We start from the raw sequence: 15,545 nt of genomic DNA on the forward strand, positions 1-15,545 counted from the left end.
TTTAGGTGTTCTTTACTTACGCATCAGCGGCTAATGGGATGTAAACTGAATAATATTTTCATAGAACGAGTAAAGTTTAATCAATTTTTTTAGGTAAAAAATGAGTCTGATTGCGACCTTGTTCTTTGGCTAAATAGAGAGCCTTATCGGCAAGATGAATTATTTCATCGATTGATTCTGAACTAGGGATCAAGCAAACACAACCAATGCTTACTGTATAATTGAAATCAGGATTTATATCATAAAGTATTTTACTCTCTGAAAGTGATTTATGAATTCTTTCTGTTACAATAGTCGTAGCATCACTAGTAATATGAGAAAGTAAAACAGCAAATTCTTCTCCACCCATACGACAAAAAAGATCGTAAGGACGAATAGAATTTTGAACGTTATGCGCGAAATCTATGAGAACCTTGTCTCCTGCTGAATGTCCATAACGATCATTGATTTTTTTAAAATAGTCAAGATCTAACATTAGAATAGAGAGAGGTTTTTTTAGTCTTTGACTCAATGCGATCTTAGATGGAATTTGCTCTAAAAAAGAGCGTCTATTCAAAATCCCGGTCAAGGAATCCTTGGATGCTAATTCGATTAACTTATTATCAGTATTTTCTTTTGAAAGAAGTAAAAATCCAAAACTACCAAAAAGCGTTAGACTAAAGGCGGAGAAAAAAGTCAAAGCCTGATTATTGTTTGAAGTAAATAAATTGAAATTTAGATTGTTCATGCCCCAAATAAATCTCCAAACCAATGATCCAAGAAATATCATGTTTATAAGTAAAATCAATCGGACAAGTAAACTGTAATTGGAAACATGAAAAAGTAATCGAACAATTGGATATATTGTTATTAGAAAAGATAGTAAAGAAAAAGTTGCCACTCGAATTCCAGGATAATTAAAGACAAATGTAATCAAATTAAACAGGAAAACTAAAATAAAAATGAGAGTTAATAAATACTTGTATGCTTGTGAAGACAGTTGATTCATTATTTTAAGGAAAGAAAAAGCATCAAATGCAAAACCAATCAATAACAATGAATTAGCTAGATTTATTGAAAGAATTTCCGGAGAATGCCCTTGTAAAAATAATAATGTCCATGCTAAACTTTGGAAGCAACGAGCAAATAGGAAGTATTTAATACTTTGAAAAGATTCTGTATTCGATTTGAAATAAGCAAGTGCCAATATGATTATAATAAAATTAGTTGAAGCTAATAATAAAATAATTGTTCTTATATCTAGTTGTATTTGTAGCACAATTTATCTTTCCTTTTTCTAAAAACTTTTTTACAATAATTATACAACCCTCTACTATAATAAAAAAGATTCTAAGAAAGACAAGTAGATTATTATTTATTGTGTTCGAAAGACTAATCTATGTTCGCCGCTAAACTATCCTGAATCTACTTTTAGATATAGATGATAATTCTCTCCCATTCTTTCCTACAAATGAAAAGTTTAAAGCAAAAATGGACTCCGTTTCTTTTATGATGAGATGTTTTGAATGAAACGGGGTAAAATTTATCCTGTCTAAAAAAATTATTCCTTTTAATGCACACTGTAATAGTTTAGACATTGTGACGCTTACTATTTTATACCTTAAATTCAAATCATTATTTTCAAATGTAGCTTTGAAATCTTTGGAAGAGGATGTTCGCAGTTTACAGATTCGAAGACTATTGCAATTATTTTGGATTGTAGAGTTGATGTTTGGCATTTCCATACTTTTCAGTCTTGAGGGACAGAACTTAGGTGAAATCATAGGTAAATGTGTAGCAACCATAACACTCCCCTTAGTCTATTTTCTAATTAAACGTAACAAAATTGAATTGGCTTCTTCTATTTTACTATGGATACTAACGTTTAATTTTACCTATTTTGTTTGGATAGATGCTGGATTAAGAGATGCAGGACTTGTTGCATTCTCTGGAATTCTTATTTTTGCTGCGGTTCTAGGTTCCAAAATTAACTTTTTGCTAATTTTATTTTATACTCTTTCCTATATAGGATTTATGGGTTATGCTAGTATTTCTGGGTGGCATATTCACTTCATTCGACCAATTGATTTTTCAGTCATAGTCGATACCATCCTACTCTTCAGCGCTATTGGTCTTAGTATATGGTTTTTAATCAATGATTTGACTGTATTAATTACGAAAGTGATCAATGAGAATATAAAAGTTAAAAATTCAAATCGGATCATAGAACATATGGTAAATCATGACTTCCTCACGAACTTACCGAATCGAAATCTCGCAAAGGATAATTTTGAAAAAGCCTATGAGAATGCAAAACTGCACGATGAAAAGATAGCTTTAGTATATCTTGATCTGGATAATTTTTACACGATTAATGATTCTCTTGGTCATATTATTGGAGACGAATTAATTAGATTATTCTCGGATCGATTGATGGAAGTGATTGGCGGTGCCGGAACACTTTGTCGATTGGGTGGCGATGATTTTTTAATTGTCTTAAATTCAAAATTGAATCTTGACATCGTATCAGAAAAAGTCATAGAAATAATGGATTCAATGAAAAAACCTTTTAACTTAAACTCATTAGAATATGTATCCACTTGTTCTATTGGCATTGCCATCTCCCCTGACAATGACAATAATTTCGAGTCACTACTTAGAAAAGCAAATCTAGCTTTGGATCATGCAAAATCTGCAGCGAAGAATCGTTTTGTTTTCTATAACACAGAAATGAATGTTAATACACAGGAACAATTAAATCTTTTATTACAACTCAGGACCGCCATTCAAAATAATGAATTCTATCTTTGCTACCAACCAAAAGTTTCGTTTTGTGACAATTCATTAGAAGGATTTGAAGCATTACTTCGTTGGAAACATTCAAAGCGAGGCATAGTGTCTCCATTATCATTTATACCAATCGCTGAGAGCTTTGGATTGATTGTAGAAATTGGTGAATGGGTATTGCAAGAAGCCTGTAAGCAATGCAAAATATGGCATGAGCTTGGATATGATAAATTAACGATAGCCGTGAATGTGTCAGCCATTCAATTTAAAAGAGGAAATATTGAAGAAGTTATTTTAAATGCTTTGAAAGTATCCGGATTAAAACCAGAATTTTTAGAGATCGAGATGACTGAATCAATATTAATTGATGACTCTAATATATTAATAGATACTCTTTTTCAATTAAGGAAATTGGGAATAAAATTTTCCATTGATGATTTCGGAACTGGATATTCCAATTTAGGCTATTTAAAAAAATTTCAAGTAGAAGTATTGAAAATTGATCAGTCGTTTATTCGAAACATGAACAATAGTCTTCAAGATGAAGCGTTAGTAAAAGCAATCCTTCAAATGGCTTCAAGTATGGGAATTAAAACTGTCGCGGAAGGAGTAGAAGAAAATCATACTAGAATTAAACTTAAAGATTTGAATTGTGACTATGGACAAGGATACTACTGGTCAAAACCAATGCTGCCACCAGAATCAATAATGTATATTAAAAATCAAAGATGACTTAAATGTCTAGTCGTATTTGTAGCACAATTTATATTACCTTTTTCTAAAAAAACCAGTAGATTATTATTTTCTAGCATAATCAACTTGCTATCGCTATTTAAATTTTATTCCCCTGTTCCAAATCTTGGATTTGTGATTCTCAATTTTTCGCTCAGAGATTCTTTTACTAAACTCCAGAGCTCACTATCTTCGTTAGCAATTTTCTTCCTGCGGATATAGTCTGTTAGCTTTTCATTTAGAGAAAGGCAAAGTTCCATTTTAGCTAGATAATTTTTTTCTTCTGTATGCGTTGTCACAAATGAAATAGAATTTTCTCGTAAAAAATTGGAGACTCTTTCGATTTCTTTGTCTAAAAATATTTCGCCGTATTTAATTTCTCTTCCAATGACTCCCAGCATATTCCAACTAACCAGCGTCTTATAAGATAGAGCATCGTTGTCTTTTAATGCAGGCAATATTTCTTTTATAATTAAATCCTGAATTGCTTCTAGTAATACATTTGCATCCGGTCTATCTTGCATCTTCAATTAACCTCATTGCTTCAAATTCCATTTCACAGGTTCTTCTGCCAATGGCTGCGAGTTCAATTCCTTTATCTGCTCCACTTAAATGCCTTTCTGCTTGTTGGGCTGACCCTAGTGCCCAGCGGATATTTCCCATTATCTCCCAATAGGTTACCTTTTTGGTATCAACTGGAATACCCGAATATTTTTCATAAAGAGAATAAAACTCTTTTCTATCGGCAAAGCCGCCGGCTTCTTTGTTTAGTTTACCAAATCTCCAGTCTCTCATACAAAGCCAGGCAATGTCTTCATGTCTATCACCCCAGTGAGCAAATTCCCAGTCCACGATTCCCTGAAGACCATCAGCGGATACCATGAAGTTGCCGGTTCTAAAGTCTCCATGCACTAAAACTTCTGTGTCGGTTTCGGCTGCATTTTTTTCTAGCCAGTTTAGAATCAATTCCATCGCGGGATGCGGTTCCTTCAGTTTAACTACTTGTTCTCTTAATTCTCCAACAGCATCAAAGGCAATTGAATTTGGATTTCTTCCTGAATGACGCGTTAGGTTTTTTTTGAGTTCAAGGTCAGTGCAGCTATCGGGTGTTATCCTGTGAATCTTCGCGAGATTGTCAGCAAGTTCTTCTGTAAACGACTTTCGAATTTTGTTAAGGGAAGGATCTTTTACGATATAACGACCTGTCGCCTTGCCTGAAATTCGCTCCATAAAATAAAATGGATTTCCAATCACGTCTGTATTGGTTTCGAGCCAATAGGGTTTTGGTGTTTTTACACCTGCCTTCGAAGTTAATTCGCAGACTTTGAACTCATCAATTCTAGAAAGGCTTGCTAATAGAGAAGCTCCTTTATCTGTTCGAAAGACTAATCTATGTTCACCGCTAAACTCTCCTGAATCTATATTTAGATCTAGAAGATAATTGTCCTGGCAGGCTCCACCGCTAAGAGGTATCATGTCGGTTACATTTGCTTTGCCGGAGAGTCTGTTTGTTAGATACGATTCTAATCTTTTTTTGAGATCTTCTTTTGTCAGTGCCATGTTTTTAGAACAATCCTATTTTTCTAGCCAGTGAACTAATTTTGAATACACTTCTTTGTTCACATGTTTATATAAAAATAAATCAGCGTGATCGTAGTCGATGCAATGACCATTAGCCTCACTTGCTTCGTAGAGTCTATTCGAGCTATCCATTTTGGCGTTGTTTTTAAATTTATGGAAAAGCGGGGAAATTGATTCTTCGGGACTAATACTGTCTAGCTTGCCATAGATAAAAAAATACGGAAGTTGCAATTTTGTCTGGTGAAATCTTTTTAGATAATCTTTTTCAATTTTTGGAATTCGATTAAAATGTTCTTCTTTTCTGCTGTTGTCCATTTTTTCTAAACTATTATTATATCGAATGTACTTATTACAGAAGCTATCTTTTTTACCTGTCGGACAGAGATCTTTTACAAGTTGTTGTTCATAACCAAACTTTTCTGATTTTTCCGTGAAACTGCCAGTATAATTGTAATCTATTCCAGTTCCAATAAAGAAAACTTTTTTCACACGGGAATAATTTCCCAAGTTCATTGGAAGGGTCATATATTCTAAAACAGCCTGTCCACCGAGAGAAGTACCGGCTAGAATTACATCGCGGTTTCTATGTTTAGCCGCTATTTGATTTAGAATGGAATCAAATTCTAAAGAGTGGTTTTTGAAGTCAGGGTTTACTTCGTTAGAAGAGAGCAGATAAACAGTATAACCCGCATCGTTCAAATAAGGGATAAGACCTTTTTCCTTTTTATCTTCGATTCTAATTAGGGCACTTTCGTTTAATAAAATAGGCTCATAAATTACGATAGGTGCAATTAGTTTTGATTGAGATGGGGTAAATTCTTTCACTTGTAATAGGGAACTATAACCGTGTCTGGGAGTATGTCTCTGTGGAAGGGCGGTACAGGCAACTAATGCTAGAAGGATAAATGTGATTAGCCCTTTGAAGAGATTCTTTGTAAATGCGTTTGAAAAATTTTGTATTGTCTTATTCATGGATTTCCTACTTTCAATTCCTTATTGATTTCTTTCGTTTAGCCATTTTGTAATTGGGATATTAATGTCTTTGTCCGAGTTTGTTCCCATTACTAAATCTACATGCCCATAGTCTTCGGTAAGGCCTTCAGAACGACCTGCGACAAACATTGTTTTGTCGCTACTTATAATATTATCATAAACTTGTCTTACGATCATCGGAGTTCCTAGGTGGTCGCGTCTTCCTGCGATTAAGAATACTGGAATGGTTACATTCTTTAAGTTTGCGGTATACGAAGTGTTGCCGTCTAACGACATTACTTCGCCGGTACTAATTCCATTTGCGAATTGCTTCATCACATTAGGACTTTCGTTATTCGTGCTTAGACTTTTTAGGGCATGCTCTACTTCTTTTTCAGTATTCTTTTTGTAATAGAACATTTTAATTTGTGTTTGCGGTAGAGGAAATCCATAATCAGATTCCAAATGAGCAAGATTTGCTGTGGGCACAACTGGGAGAAACTTCAATAGAAAAGAAAAATTGGACATCATCTTCACATGTTTGGTTGGATTGTAAAAAGAGAAGGGGGAGCCAAGTGTTACTAAGTTTGCAATTCTATTTTCTTTGAAAGTTCCGATTTTAGTGTATGCTACCATTCCGCCCATACTGTGACCTATCCAGTTGACTTTAGCCGCTTTTGTTTTTTCAAGCACGTAACCAATTGCTGCATCGACGTCTTTTGTTGCATAATCATCGAAACTGTAGTTGTAAGTTTTGTCACCAAAGAATAGAGAGGGAGTGCCCGCATCGGTTCTTCCTCTTAAATCGAGCAGCCATACATCGTATCCTTCTGAAATTAAACGATAGACGATAGATTCTTCTTCTTTGATTTTGAAATAATTTCTATTGCCTACAAGACCATGACAAATAATCACTGGATACTTTTTTGCTACTGTATTCTTTCTAGGGCTGTGATGCTCAAGGGTTAAATCCCAATTATCCGATGTTTTAGGATGATGGATTTCTCCCTGTAAATGAATCCTAGCTGTGCAGAAGGACACATTTAGAATGATAAAAAACATGGTCATTAATAGGGTAATTTTTTTGGAAGTCATAATTTTTTTCCTTTACCAAGATATTCGGTTCATTAAGTTTCTGTCAAGATAGAGTAATTTCTCCTATAGGCTTTTATGAAATCAAATTTTCTAATTTTTACATTTTTATTTTCCATTTTCTCCCTGATAAATGCGGAGCCACAGACAGAAAAAAAGGCATTTTTGCTCAATGTAAACGGAATTTTCATTTATAAAGCGAAAGATATAAACCAAAAAATGGGAAATTTAAACTTTCGCGACGAGTTTTTCATTTTAGAAAATGCTAATGATGAGGAATGGAGTAAGATTCGAAAGGGAAAGGAATTTGGATTTATTCGAAAATCAAAATCAACAAGCGAAGAAATTCTTTTATTCGACAGCCCTGTTCAAAAAAACTATTTAGTGACAAAAATAGCAAAAAACCAAATTCTAGCGCAGCCATTTTCTGATTCAAAGTCTCTCGGTGCTTTGGAAAAATTTTCTGTTTTAGAAATTTTGTCCTACTCATTGCCCTTCGAGCATAAGAAGGAAAATTTAGAGCAAAGATGGTTTGAAGTAAAAACAAAGAATCATAAAATTGGATATATAAAAGATACAGCAGTTTTTTATGATTCTTTGGAAAAAGCAAAATCAATTGCCCAAAAAAAACAAATCAGTCTAAGCGGTTACGCCCTAGTATCCAATCCAGTTTATTTAACGGAACCGGGTGGGAAGGAAATCGAAACCAATAAGAGAGGATCTTCAAAGAAGGGAGAATTTATTCCAGTCAAAGAATCCCAAGAAAGAAAGGGTGTAAAATATTTTTATACTTCGATGCGAAATCCTTCTTTGAGTTACAAAATGCAGGCTACTCCAAAAGGGTTTCAGGATAAACCATTTACTGGCTGGATTTCGGAAATAGATGCAAAATATTTTACCGCCGGTGAATTTAGTCAATTCACTCTAAAAAATACTAAGTATACAGATAATAAACTGTTGCTTGAAAGAATTTATGCGCAAAATGAAGATTTACCGCTAAATTATCTAAATGTATATCTGAATTCTATTGCCAATATAAAGGAAAAGGAAAAATCTAAATTTTTAATTGCATCTCTCTATGTTGGCTATGTGAATTCTTCCGGGTATGGGGAGATAATGCCACAATCCTTTGTTGTTAGAAAAGAAGAGGGAAGTTACACTGTATTTACCGGAAATATCAATAATCGAGGGAAATTTGAACTTTTTGATTTGGATCAGGATGGAATACCGGAAATATTTTCGAGTATGGAAACAAATTCTATGTCGAGAGTTGCTTTTACTGCACCTGCATTCTATGGGTATGTTAAAGGGGCTTACATCGAAATACCGCTACCGGGAAACTTCCTTGACAATTATACTATAGATGAAAAATTTCTTTATTTGAATGAGCGAGAAGGCAGTAATAAAAAAGTAGATCAGAAAAAATACAAATACCTTCAGGGAAAATTTGTAGAAGTTAAGAATTAAAAGGAGATTAAAATGAATCAAGGTCAAGTAAGAATGAATTGCAAGCGTGTTGTTTCCATATTGTTTATTGGGCTTATATTTACATTTGCTGCGTGTAAAAAAGGAGAGGTAGTAGAGGCTCCAAAGGAAAATGCGGCTAATAGTGAAAAACCGGCACAGCCATCTGCGGAAAACACAGCTTATGCGTTTGTAACCAATCCTAACGGAATTTCTCTGTATCAGACTGCACTTGATTTAAAATCAAAAGTCGAGAGTATTCCATTCGGCGGCAAAATAATATTTACTAGTGAAGTCATTAATTCACAGGCAGAGGATGTTTCGAATTGGTCTGCTGTTACTTATAATGGAAAAAAAGGATACGTATACGCAATTGATTCCTATACAGGAAAAGATTGGTTTCAATTGTATCCTTTAAAGGCAAATAATGAAAAGACAAATCAGGAAGAGCCGGGTTATTCTATTGTGCAAACAGTAAAGGCATCTCTTTATGAATTACCTTCTAGTGATTCAAAGAAAGTCGGTGAGGTAGATCAATATACACTTGTAAATGTGCTTGCGAGTGGTAGTCAGTATGATTCATTTATTAGCAATAACATAGATTTAGAAATGGGAGCAGGGGAGAGAGCCTGGTATGAAATTTCCTACGGAGACAAACGGGGATTTGTCTTTAATTCTGTCAATTACCCTGTAGTAAAAAGCACTGCTGAGGCAATGGCAAAGGATAAAATTATTTCCGAGAAAGGATACTTTGCATTAACCACTAAAGAGCCCACTCTTTACAATTCGGATACAAAAGAAATTTTCAGTAAAGATTACAAAATCAAAGTTCTAAAAGAAAATGCATTTCTTGACACTTCTGAATCAAGACTAATTAATGGAGAGCAAGTTTATTTAATTTACCTGACTGATAAAGTCAGTGTAAAACTAAAAAAGAAACCTAAGAAGTCCGAGGATGATCTCACTCCTTACATGGCTTATATTTCTGCAAAGGATGGGACTTATTTCACCGAAGAAAAATTTACCAATTATACTGTTGCCAATACAAAGTTTAAAGGGGATTTGAATGCAATCAGTATTATGCGCAGTGAATTTGAAAAGCGCGGGATTTATTTAAATTTTGTTAATTTTAGTCTTACCAAAATTTCCAGTGAAAATTATCCGAAAGATTCCTATTTCCTTGCCTCTGCAATGGTTGGAAATGATTCCAATGAATTCAATAGCTCTGGTGGGATTCGCAGTATTATCCTCAAACAGACAGATGGGATTTACGAGCCAGTATCCGGTAGTATCTATACGAGTCGTCCGATTCAATACAAGGATCTTGACAAAGATGGAATTATGGAAATGGTAGTAAGAACACCAACACGCGGTGGCGACGAAGCCATCATTTACGGATTAAAAGATGGCAAATACGTTTCTTTTAGCACAATTCTTTCGCAAATGGGAATTTATGAGATAGATATAAAAGGAGATAAAATCAAAGGCAAAAAGTGGATAACCTCTGCCGATGGAAAAGATACAAAAGCAGAAATTCATTATTTTAAATATGACCATGGGAATTTTGTGGAAGTGAAGAAATAAATTACCTTTAAGTAAAAAAATGAACGTGACAAATTCGATAAGGAAACTGAAATACTTAATATGAATAATAACTTTACAAACAAAAAAACTAAAATAGTTTGCACGATCGGACCCGCATCGTCGAGTGAGAAGATGATTTCCGAATTAATAGAAGCCGGCATGGATGTGGCACGAATGAATTTTTCTCATTCCGATCATGCAAGTCACAAAAAAGTATTTGAGACTTTACGTCTTTGTGAACAACGCTCCGGTCGTCCGCTTGGGATTTTAGCAGATTTGCAAGGACCTAAGATTAGAACAGGAAAAATGAAAGATGGACCATTTGATGTTCATTCTGGCGATAAATTATATATTAACACAAAGTCAGATTTTCTTGGTTCAAGAGATGAAATTAGCACAACATATAAAAGTATGATCACAGATATCGAAGTGGGACACAAAGTTCTAATTGATGACGGAAAAATTTTACTGAATGTAGTTTCCAAAGAAGTAGATCGCGCATTACTCGAAGTAATCGTTGGCGGAACCATTAAGGATAACAAAGGTATTAACCTACCTGGAACTCCTGTCACCGCTCCTGCACTTTCTGAAAAAGATGTGGAAGATTTAAAATTTGCTTTATCACTCGGTGTGGATTACATCGCATTAAGCTTTGTGAGAAGAGCATCTGATTTGGAAATTGCAAGACAGTATATGCACGGAACTTTCACGGGACTCATCGCAAAAATCGAGCGACCAGAAGCCGTTAAAAATATAGACGAAATCATTGAAGCATGTGATGGTATCATGATTGCACGTGGCGATATGGGTGTGGAGCTGGATACAGAAAGAGTTCCTATTATTCAAAAAGAATTGATTCGCAAAATGAATCTTCTCGGCAAACCAGTAATTACCGCAACGCAGATGCTTGAGTCAATGATTGATAATCCCAGACCAACAAGAGCCGAGGCAAGTGATGTAGCAAATGCAGTGCTTGATGGAACAGATGCTGTAATGCTTTCGGCTGAATCGGCTAGTGGTAAGTATCCGCTAGAATCTGTTACAATTATGAGTAAAATTATCACCGAAGCAGAGACTATTTACAGCAACTTGGATATGCAAAGGAGAGCCAATAGACCTACCGAGACAAACGTGCGTGTTGCGCTCGGAACAGCAGCAGAGCAAATTTCCAATTCTATAGGCGCAAAAGCTATTGTAAATTTTACCCGAAGCGGACTTTCTGCGAGAATTGCTTCTCAGTTTAGACCACAAGTTCCAATATTTTCATTTACTCCTTTCCTCATGACAGCGCGTAAGATGAATTTGCTTCGAGGTGTTTATCCTTTCATTATACCTATGATGGATAAATTTCCTGATATGATAAATTATATGCAGCAAAAACTTTCAGAGGAAGGTTTTGTAAACAAGGGGGAAAAGACTGTTATCCTTTCTGGTACACCAGGCGGAGAAGCGAATACCGTTGACTTTGTTCAGATTTATCACTTCAAATAATGCAAGGGGAACGTATGAGATTTAGCATTACCTTATTGGTCATTGTTTTATTTTGCGGATTGACTCTATCTGCTGAACAGACCTCGAATAAAAAAAAGAAAACGGAAAAGCTTCCGTTTTCCAAGAAATCAAAAGAAGATTTTGATAGAAACGATTCAAAAGAAAAGGGTCATGAGAAAGAAGAAAAAAAATACAAACCAGAAAAAGAATCAAAAGCGGCTAATACAATTTTGCTTCGAGGAGACGAATTATCAAGTCTATGGCAAAATATCGAAAAAACGAATCAACTAATTTACAGTCCTGATTCTATGCGGCAAAGTAGTAAGTATAAGAAATTTGTTTTTGATTTGCAGGAATTCAAAGCTTTAGGTGGTAATCTTAATAAAGAGGCAGATTTTGCAATTCATTATAGTGTTTTACAAACTGATATTGAAACCAGAACTCCTGAAGATCCGAATATGCCTTCTCCTTCGGGGGGGTTTACTTTTATCATCAATACCTGTAAAATTGAAAAATTAGAGGCTAATTAAAAAAAGCCGCTAAGCTTTATCTAGTTTCTTTTACTAATACGCCTGCACTATCTGTTTCGATTTTTTGGATTGTGTAGGCGATTTCCTGAGTATTTCTTTTTGAAAGCTCACTTTGAAATTTTTCCAAAAACTTCTTCGCATTTTTTTTCTCGGTATAGATTAACACACTCGGACCACTGCCCGATAGAGAATAGGTCGCTCCCAATTTTCCACATAATTCTCCAACAATTCCTAGAAGAGGAATTGGTTTGATTCGATATGGAGTATGGATTTTATCCTCTACTGCTCTTTGTAAGTGTGAAAAATCTTTTGTTTTTATGAAATGCTGCCAGGTTGCAATTCTACTCATATTATATACTACATCACTAACAGGATATTTATCAGGAAGTTTTTTGCGAGAGTCATTGGTCGAAACTTCAATTTGCGGAATGAATAAGAAAAGAGAAACAGAAGTTGGAAATTTATCTTTAAAGAAAATAAGTTTTCCGTTGTGAAAATAAGAAAATACAAAACCTCCGATCATTGCCGGAGTTGTATTATCAGGATGTCCTTCCATCATTGCAAGTTCATAGAGAATTCTGTCAACACTCGGCATTGGAATTTTCTTAGAGAAATGTTTTTTGTGTAAAAAATTACCTAGCGCAAAACCGACAGTAAGTGCACTTGCACTAGAGCCAAGTCCTCCTTTGAATGGAAGATTCAAATCCATTTTGACATTATAGGGAATTGGTTTTATTTTCGGTAAAAACAATTCAAAGTATTTTTCATATCCACAAAGCAGCAAATCTTCCTTACCCGCAAAAGGTAGAGGTGTGTTGTCGATTCGAAGAGTTGTGTAATTTGCATGTGGGTCAATTGTAAAATAGAAATGGTTATAAATTTTCAGAGCCATTCCGAGTAAATCAAAGCCCGGTCCAAGATTTGCCGAAGTTCCAGGAACGCGAATATGAATTTTATGATTCATGTCAATTTAATCCAATCTTGAATTTTTTGCAAACATAGATCATAGATTTCGTCTAGCTTTGCTTTTTCTTCTGATGTAAATTTACTCAGTACGTAGTCTGCAACCACACGTCCATCAGCAGGCTTCGCCACTCCGACGCGTAGTCTATGAAAGTCTGCCGTTCCGATTTTTGCAATAATGTCTCGAAGACCATTGTGACCTGCATGTCCACCGCCGATTTTCATTTTACATTTTGCAAACTCGAAGTCAATTTCATCATGAATGACCAAAAGCTCCGAGGGGTTAATTCCATTTTTCCTTAAAAAAAGGGAAACTCCATTTCCGGAAAGATTCATGAATTCAAAAGGTTTAATCAGTAAAACTTTTTTATTGTGTAATAAAATTTCTGTGCTTGGACATTTTTTATCTGAATTAAAATTTGCATTAAACTTATCAGCTAACTTGTCTATAACTGCAAAGCCAATGCTATGTCTTGTGCCATTGTATTTATCACCCGGATTTCCAAGTCCGGCTATTAACAGTTTACCGCTCATTTTAGTATCAAGTTTAGCATTTTTTCAGTAGCCAGTATAGCCGCAGAAATTTGGTCTGAATCAAGTCCGATGGTGCGAAAGCTATCGCTCTGATTGTTTTGAACGCTTCCTGACCATGTAATGATTGTTTCAACGAGGGCGGAAGTTTTTCCGCCGGGTGGAATTCTCACCTGGTAATCTAGTAGTTCCGGTAAAGCGATATTATTCGCTGAAGCAATTTTCCTGAGAGCGTCCATGAAGGCATCGTATCCTCCGTCTCCCTTTCCTTCGGCTGAGTATTCCTTCGATTTGTATATTACTTTTAGTTTGGCAGATGGAGAAATTCCTTTGCCGGATATGACTTCGCAATTTAGAATTTGAAAATTGTGGTTTATATCTTCGCCGGATAGATTGGCAATCAAGAACGGCAAATCCTCAGTAGACACGATTCTGCCCTGGTCACCCATTTCGATTACTTTATCTAGAATTTTTTTCTCTAGATCTGGACTAATCACTAAGCCGAGTTGTTTTAAATTTTCGGAAATGCTAGCCTTACCGGCAAGTTTTCCGAGCGCATAACTACGCTTACGTCCGAATCGTTCGGGAAGGATTGGATTTGCGTAGAGGTTTCCCTTTTTGTCCCCATCTGCATGAACACCTGCTGTCTGGGTAAATACGTCTTGACCTACGATAGGTCTGTTGTCTGAAATTCTTTTTCCACTAAATACTTCAACCAGACGGCTTAAAGCTGTTATCTCCGATTCTACAACGTTTGTTCTGATTCCTAGCTTATCATGCACGGCAGTGATGACTGCTTCTAGTGGCGAATTTCCAGCTCTTTCTCCGAGTCCGTTTACTGAAACATGTAGACCGGATACTCCCGCGTTAACCGCAGCGAGGCAATTCGCTACCGAGAGATCATAGTCGTTATGTCCGTGAAATTCGATGCGAATACTAGGCGAGATAGTTTTCATAAAATGCATTGCTTTTGAGGTTTCGTCCGGTGATAATACACCGAGTGTATCCGGTAAGAATAATCTTTGAATTGGAAAATTAGAAATAGCCGTTGCCATCTTTGCTACGTAGTCAGGGGAATTTAAGAATCCATTCGACCAATCTTCCATGTAAACATTTACTTGAATTCCTTTAGAAAGAGCATAATCAATAGTAGCCTTAATTTCGCTCAAGTGCTCTTCGGGCGTTTTCTTTAATTGGTGAATTAGGTGTTTTTCTGAGCCTTTTGTTAAAAGATTGAGTGTGTGCGCGCCTGATTCTACTATCCAATCAACACTAGCTGTTTTATCAACGAATCCTAAAATTTCAATTCGGTCGGAGAGGTTTTCTTTCTCAGCCCACTTCATGATTGTCTTAACAGTTTCTTTCTCTCCTCTAGATACGCGAGCAGAAGCAACTTCTACTCTGTCAACTTTTGCATTGAGAAGTAAGAATTTTGCTATGTTCAACTTTTCTTGCGTAGAGAAAACGACTCCTTGTGTTTGCTCCCCATCTCGAAGAGTCACATCTAAGATTTCTAATTTTGTTTCATTCATTTTTTGTATCTTTTTAAATCCTGCTTATCTAGTCCCATGATTTCTAATTTCGTTACTCCCGGATTGGGAGCAATAAAACTCTCAGTGTTAATTACACGCAAAAAATCATAATTGCCAACAATGTCAAGTGTCAGTTGCTTGAGCTTTCCTTCCCCAATTCCATGAACAACCTGCACTAATGTTTCTCCTTCCATGAAGGCATCTTGTAGTTCTCTTTCTAGTTTATATCTTGCTTCTTCATAACGCATTTTTCGAATGTAGATTTCTTTCATATTTTCAAAACTAAATTCAATGATTTAGAAGCGAC

Annotated in this window: 14 protein-coding genes; 5 read left to right on the top strand and 9 right to left on the bottom strand. The window is 35.4% G+C overall.

What is annotated here, in order from left to right; translation table 11 throughout:
* Positions 1-76: 76 nt before the first annotated feature.
* Complete coding sequence (locus IPH52_23160) at positions 77-1,258, bottom strand: GGDEF domain-containing protein (protein MBK7057898.1); 1,182 nt, start codon at positions 1,256-1,258, stop codon at positions 77-79.
* 383 nt (positions 1,259-1,641) lie between these two features.
* Here IPH52_23160 and IPH52_23165 point away from each other — a divergent pair, with 383 nt between their 5' ends.
* Positions 1,642-3,498: an EAL domain-containing protein gene (locus tag IPH52_23165; protein MBK7057899.1), complete on the top strand. Its 1,857-nt coding sequence runs from the start codon at positions 1,642-1,644 to the stop codon at positions 3,496-3,498.
* A gap of 107 nt (positions 3,499-3,605) precedes the next feature.
* Here the strand turns inward: IPH52_23165 and IPH52_23170 are convergent, their stop codons facing one another.
* The 4 genes from IPH52_23170 to IPH52_23185 are packed head-to-tail and all read right to left on the bottom strand — an operon-like array spanning position 3,606 to position 7,113.
* The gene (locus IPH52_23170) at positions 3,606-4,022 is read right to left on the bottom strand and encodes a hypothetical protein (protein MBK7057900.1); all 417 of its coding nucleotides are present in this window, start codon (positions 4,020-4,022) and stop codon (positions 3,606-3,608) included.
* The gene (locus IPH52_23175; GenBank protein ID MBK7057901.1) at positions 4,012-5,052 is read right to left on the bottom strand and encodes a phosphotransferase family protein; all 1,041 of its coding nucleotides are present in this window, start codon (positions 5,050-5,052) and stop codon (positions 4,012-4,014) included. The genes IPH52_23170 and IPH52_23175 overlap by 11 nt, the downstream gene beginning before the upstream one ends.
* Before the next feature lie 21 nt (positions 5,053-5,073).
* Positions 5,074-6,051: a hypothetical protein gene (locus IPH52_23180; GenBank protein ID MBK7057902.1), complete on the bottom strand. Its 978-nt coding sequence runs from the start codon at positions 6,049-6,051 to the stop codon at positions 5,074-5,076.
* 21 nt (positions 6,052-6,072) lie between these two features.
* Positions 6,073-7,113 carry an alpha/beta fold hydrolase gene (locus tag IPH52_23185; GenBank protein ID MBK7057903.1) on the bottom strand — a complete coding sequence of 347 codons (1,041 nt, stop codon included), beginning with the start codon at positions 7,111-7,113 and terminating at the stop codon, positions 6,073-6,075.
* A 108-nt stretch (positions 7,114-7,221) separates the two neighbouring features.
* Between IPH52_23185 and IPH52_23190 the strand changes: the two genes are divergently transcribed.
* Genes IPH52_23190 through IPH52_23205 form a run of 4 tightly spaced genes read left to right on the top strand, consistent with a single transcriptional unit; the run spans position 7,222 to position 12,212 of the window.
* On the top strand, positions 7,222-8,610 hold the full coding sequence (locus IPH52_23190; protein ID MBK7057904.1) for a hypothetical protein: 1,389 nt from the start codon (positions 7,222-7,224) through the stop codon (positions 8,608-8,610).
* 12 nt (positions 8,611-8,622) lie between these two features.
* Positions 8,623-10,191 carry a hypothetical protein gene (locus IPH52_23195; protein MBK7057905.1) on the top strand — a complete coding sequence of 523 codons (1,569 nt, stop codon included), beginning with the start codon at positions 8,623-8,625 and terminating at the stop codon, positions 10,189-10,191.
* 60 nt (positions 10,192-10,251) lie between these two features.
* The gene (gene pyk / locus IPH52_23200; protein ID MBK7057906.1) at positions 10,252-11,682 is read left to right on the top strand and encodes a pyruvate kinase; all 1,431 of its coding nucleotides are present in this window, start codon (positions 10,252-10,254) and stop codon (positions 11,680-11,682) included.
* Positions 11,683-11,696: 14 nt separating this feature from the next.
* Entirely contained in the window at positions 11,697-12,212 is a 516-nt protein-coding gene (locus IPH52_23205) for a hypothetical protein (protein ID MBK7057907.1), read from the top strand.
* Between the two features lie 16 nt (positions 12,213-12,228).
* Here IPH52_23205 and thrB read toward each other — a convergent pair whose 3' ends face one another.
* Genes thrB through IPH52_23225 form a run of 4 tightly spaced genes read right to left on the bottom strand, consistent with a single transcriptional unit; the run spans position 12,229 to position 15,510 of the window.
* Positions 12,229-13,176, bottom strand: a complete 948-nt coding sequence (thrB, locus tag IPH52_23210; GenBank protein MBK7057908.1) for a homoserine kinase — start codon at positions 13,174-13,176, stop codon at positions 12,229-12,231.
* Complete coding sequence (locus IPH52_23215) at positions 13,173-13,709, bottom strand: aminoacyl-tRNA hydrolase (GenBank protein MBK7057909.1); 537 nt, start codon at positions 13,707-13,709, stop codon at positions 13,173-13,175. Before IPH52_23215 ends, thrB begins: the two co-directional genes overlap by 4 nt.
* The gene (locus IPH52_23220) at positions 13,706-15,238 is read right to left on the bottom strand and encodes a 2-isopropylmalate synthase (protein MBK7057910.1); all 1,533 of its coding nucleotides are present in this window, start codon (positions 15,236-15,238) and stop codon (positions 13,706-13,708) included. The genes IPH52_23215 and IPH52_23220 overlap by 4 nt, the downstream gene beginning before the upstream one ends.
* The gene (locus IPH52_23225; protein ID MBK7057911.1) at positions 15,235-15,510 is read right to left on the bottom strand and encodes a Smr/MutS family protein; all 276 of its coding nucleotides are present in this window, start codon (positions 15,508-15,510) and stop codon (positions 15,235-15,237) included. Before IPH52_23225 ends, IPH52_23220 begins: the two co-directional genes overlap by 4 nt.
* Between the last annotated feature and the right edge of the window lie 35 nt (positions 15,511-15,545).

The organism is Leptospiraceae bacterium, from assembly GCA_016708435.1.
Lineage (GTDB): Bacteria > Spirochaetota > Leptospiria > Leptospirales > Leptospiraceae > UBA2033.

What these genes read in the sequence shown, in the direction of transcription:
- IPH52_23190 (MBK7057904.1), top strand. Translation starts at nt 7,222, where the DNA reads ATGAAATCAAATTTTCTAATTTTTACATTTTTATTTTCCATTTTCTCC.
- IPH52_23215 (MBK7057909.1), bottom strand. Translation starts at nt 13,709, where the DNA reads ATGAGCGGTAAACTGTTAATAGCCGGACTTGGAAATCCGGGTGATAAA.
- IPH52_23185 (MBK7057903.1), bottom strand. Translation starts at nt 7,113, where the DNA reads ATGTTTTTTATCATTCTAAATGTGTCCTTCTGCACAGCTAGGATTCAT.
- IPH52_23205 (MBK7057907.1), top strand. Translation starts at nt 11,697, where the DNA reads ATGAGATTTAGCATTACCTTATTGGTCATTGTTTTATTTTGCGGATTG.
- IPH52_23180 (MBK7057902.1), bottom strand. Translation starts at nt 6,051, where the DNA reads ATGAATAAGACAATACAAAATTTTTCAAACGCATTTACAAAGAATCTC.
- IPH52_23170 (MBK7057900.1), bottom strand. Translation starts at nt 4,022, where the DNA reads ATGCAAGATAGACCGGATGCAAATGTATTACTAGAAGCAATTCAGGAT.
- IPH52_23195 (MBK7057905.1), top strand. Translation starts at nt 8,623, where the DNA reads ATGAATCAAGGTCAAGTAAGAATGAATTGCAAGCGTGTTGTTTCCATA.
- thrB (MBK7057908.1), bottom strand. Translation starts at nt 13,176, where the DNA reads ATGAATCATAAAATTCATATTCGCGTTCCTGGAACTTCGGCAAATCTT.
- IPH52_23225 (MBK7057911.1), bottom strand. Translation starts at nt 15,510, where the DNA reads ATGAAAGAAATCTACATTCGAAAAATGCGTTATGAAGAAGCAAGATAT.
- IPH52_23220 (MBK7057910.1), bottom strand. Translation starts at nt 15,238, where the DNA reads ATGAATGAAACAAAATTAGAAATCTTAGATGTGACTCTTCGAGATGGG.
- pyk (MBK7057906.1), top strand. Translation starts at nt 10,252, where the DNA reads ATGAATAATAACTTTACAAACAAAAAAACTAAAATAGTTTGCACGATC.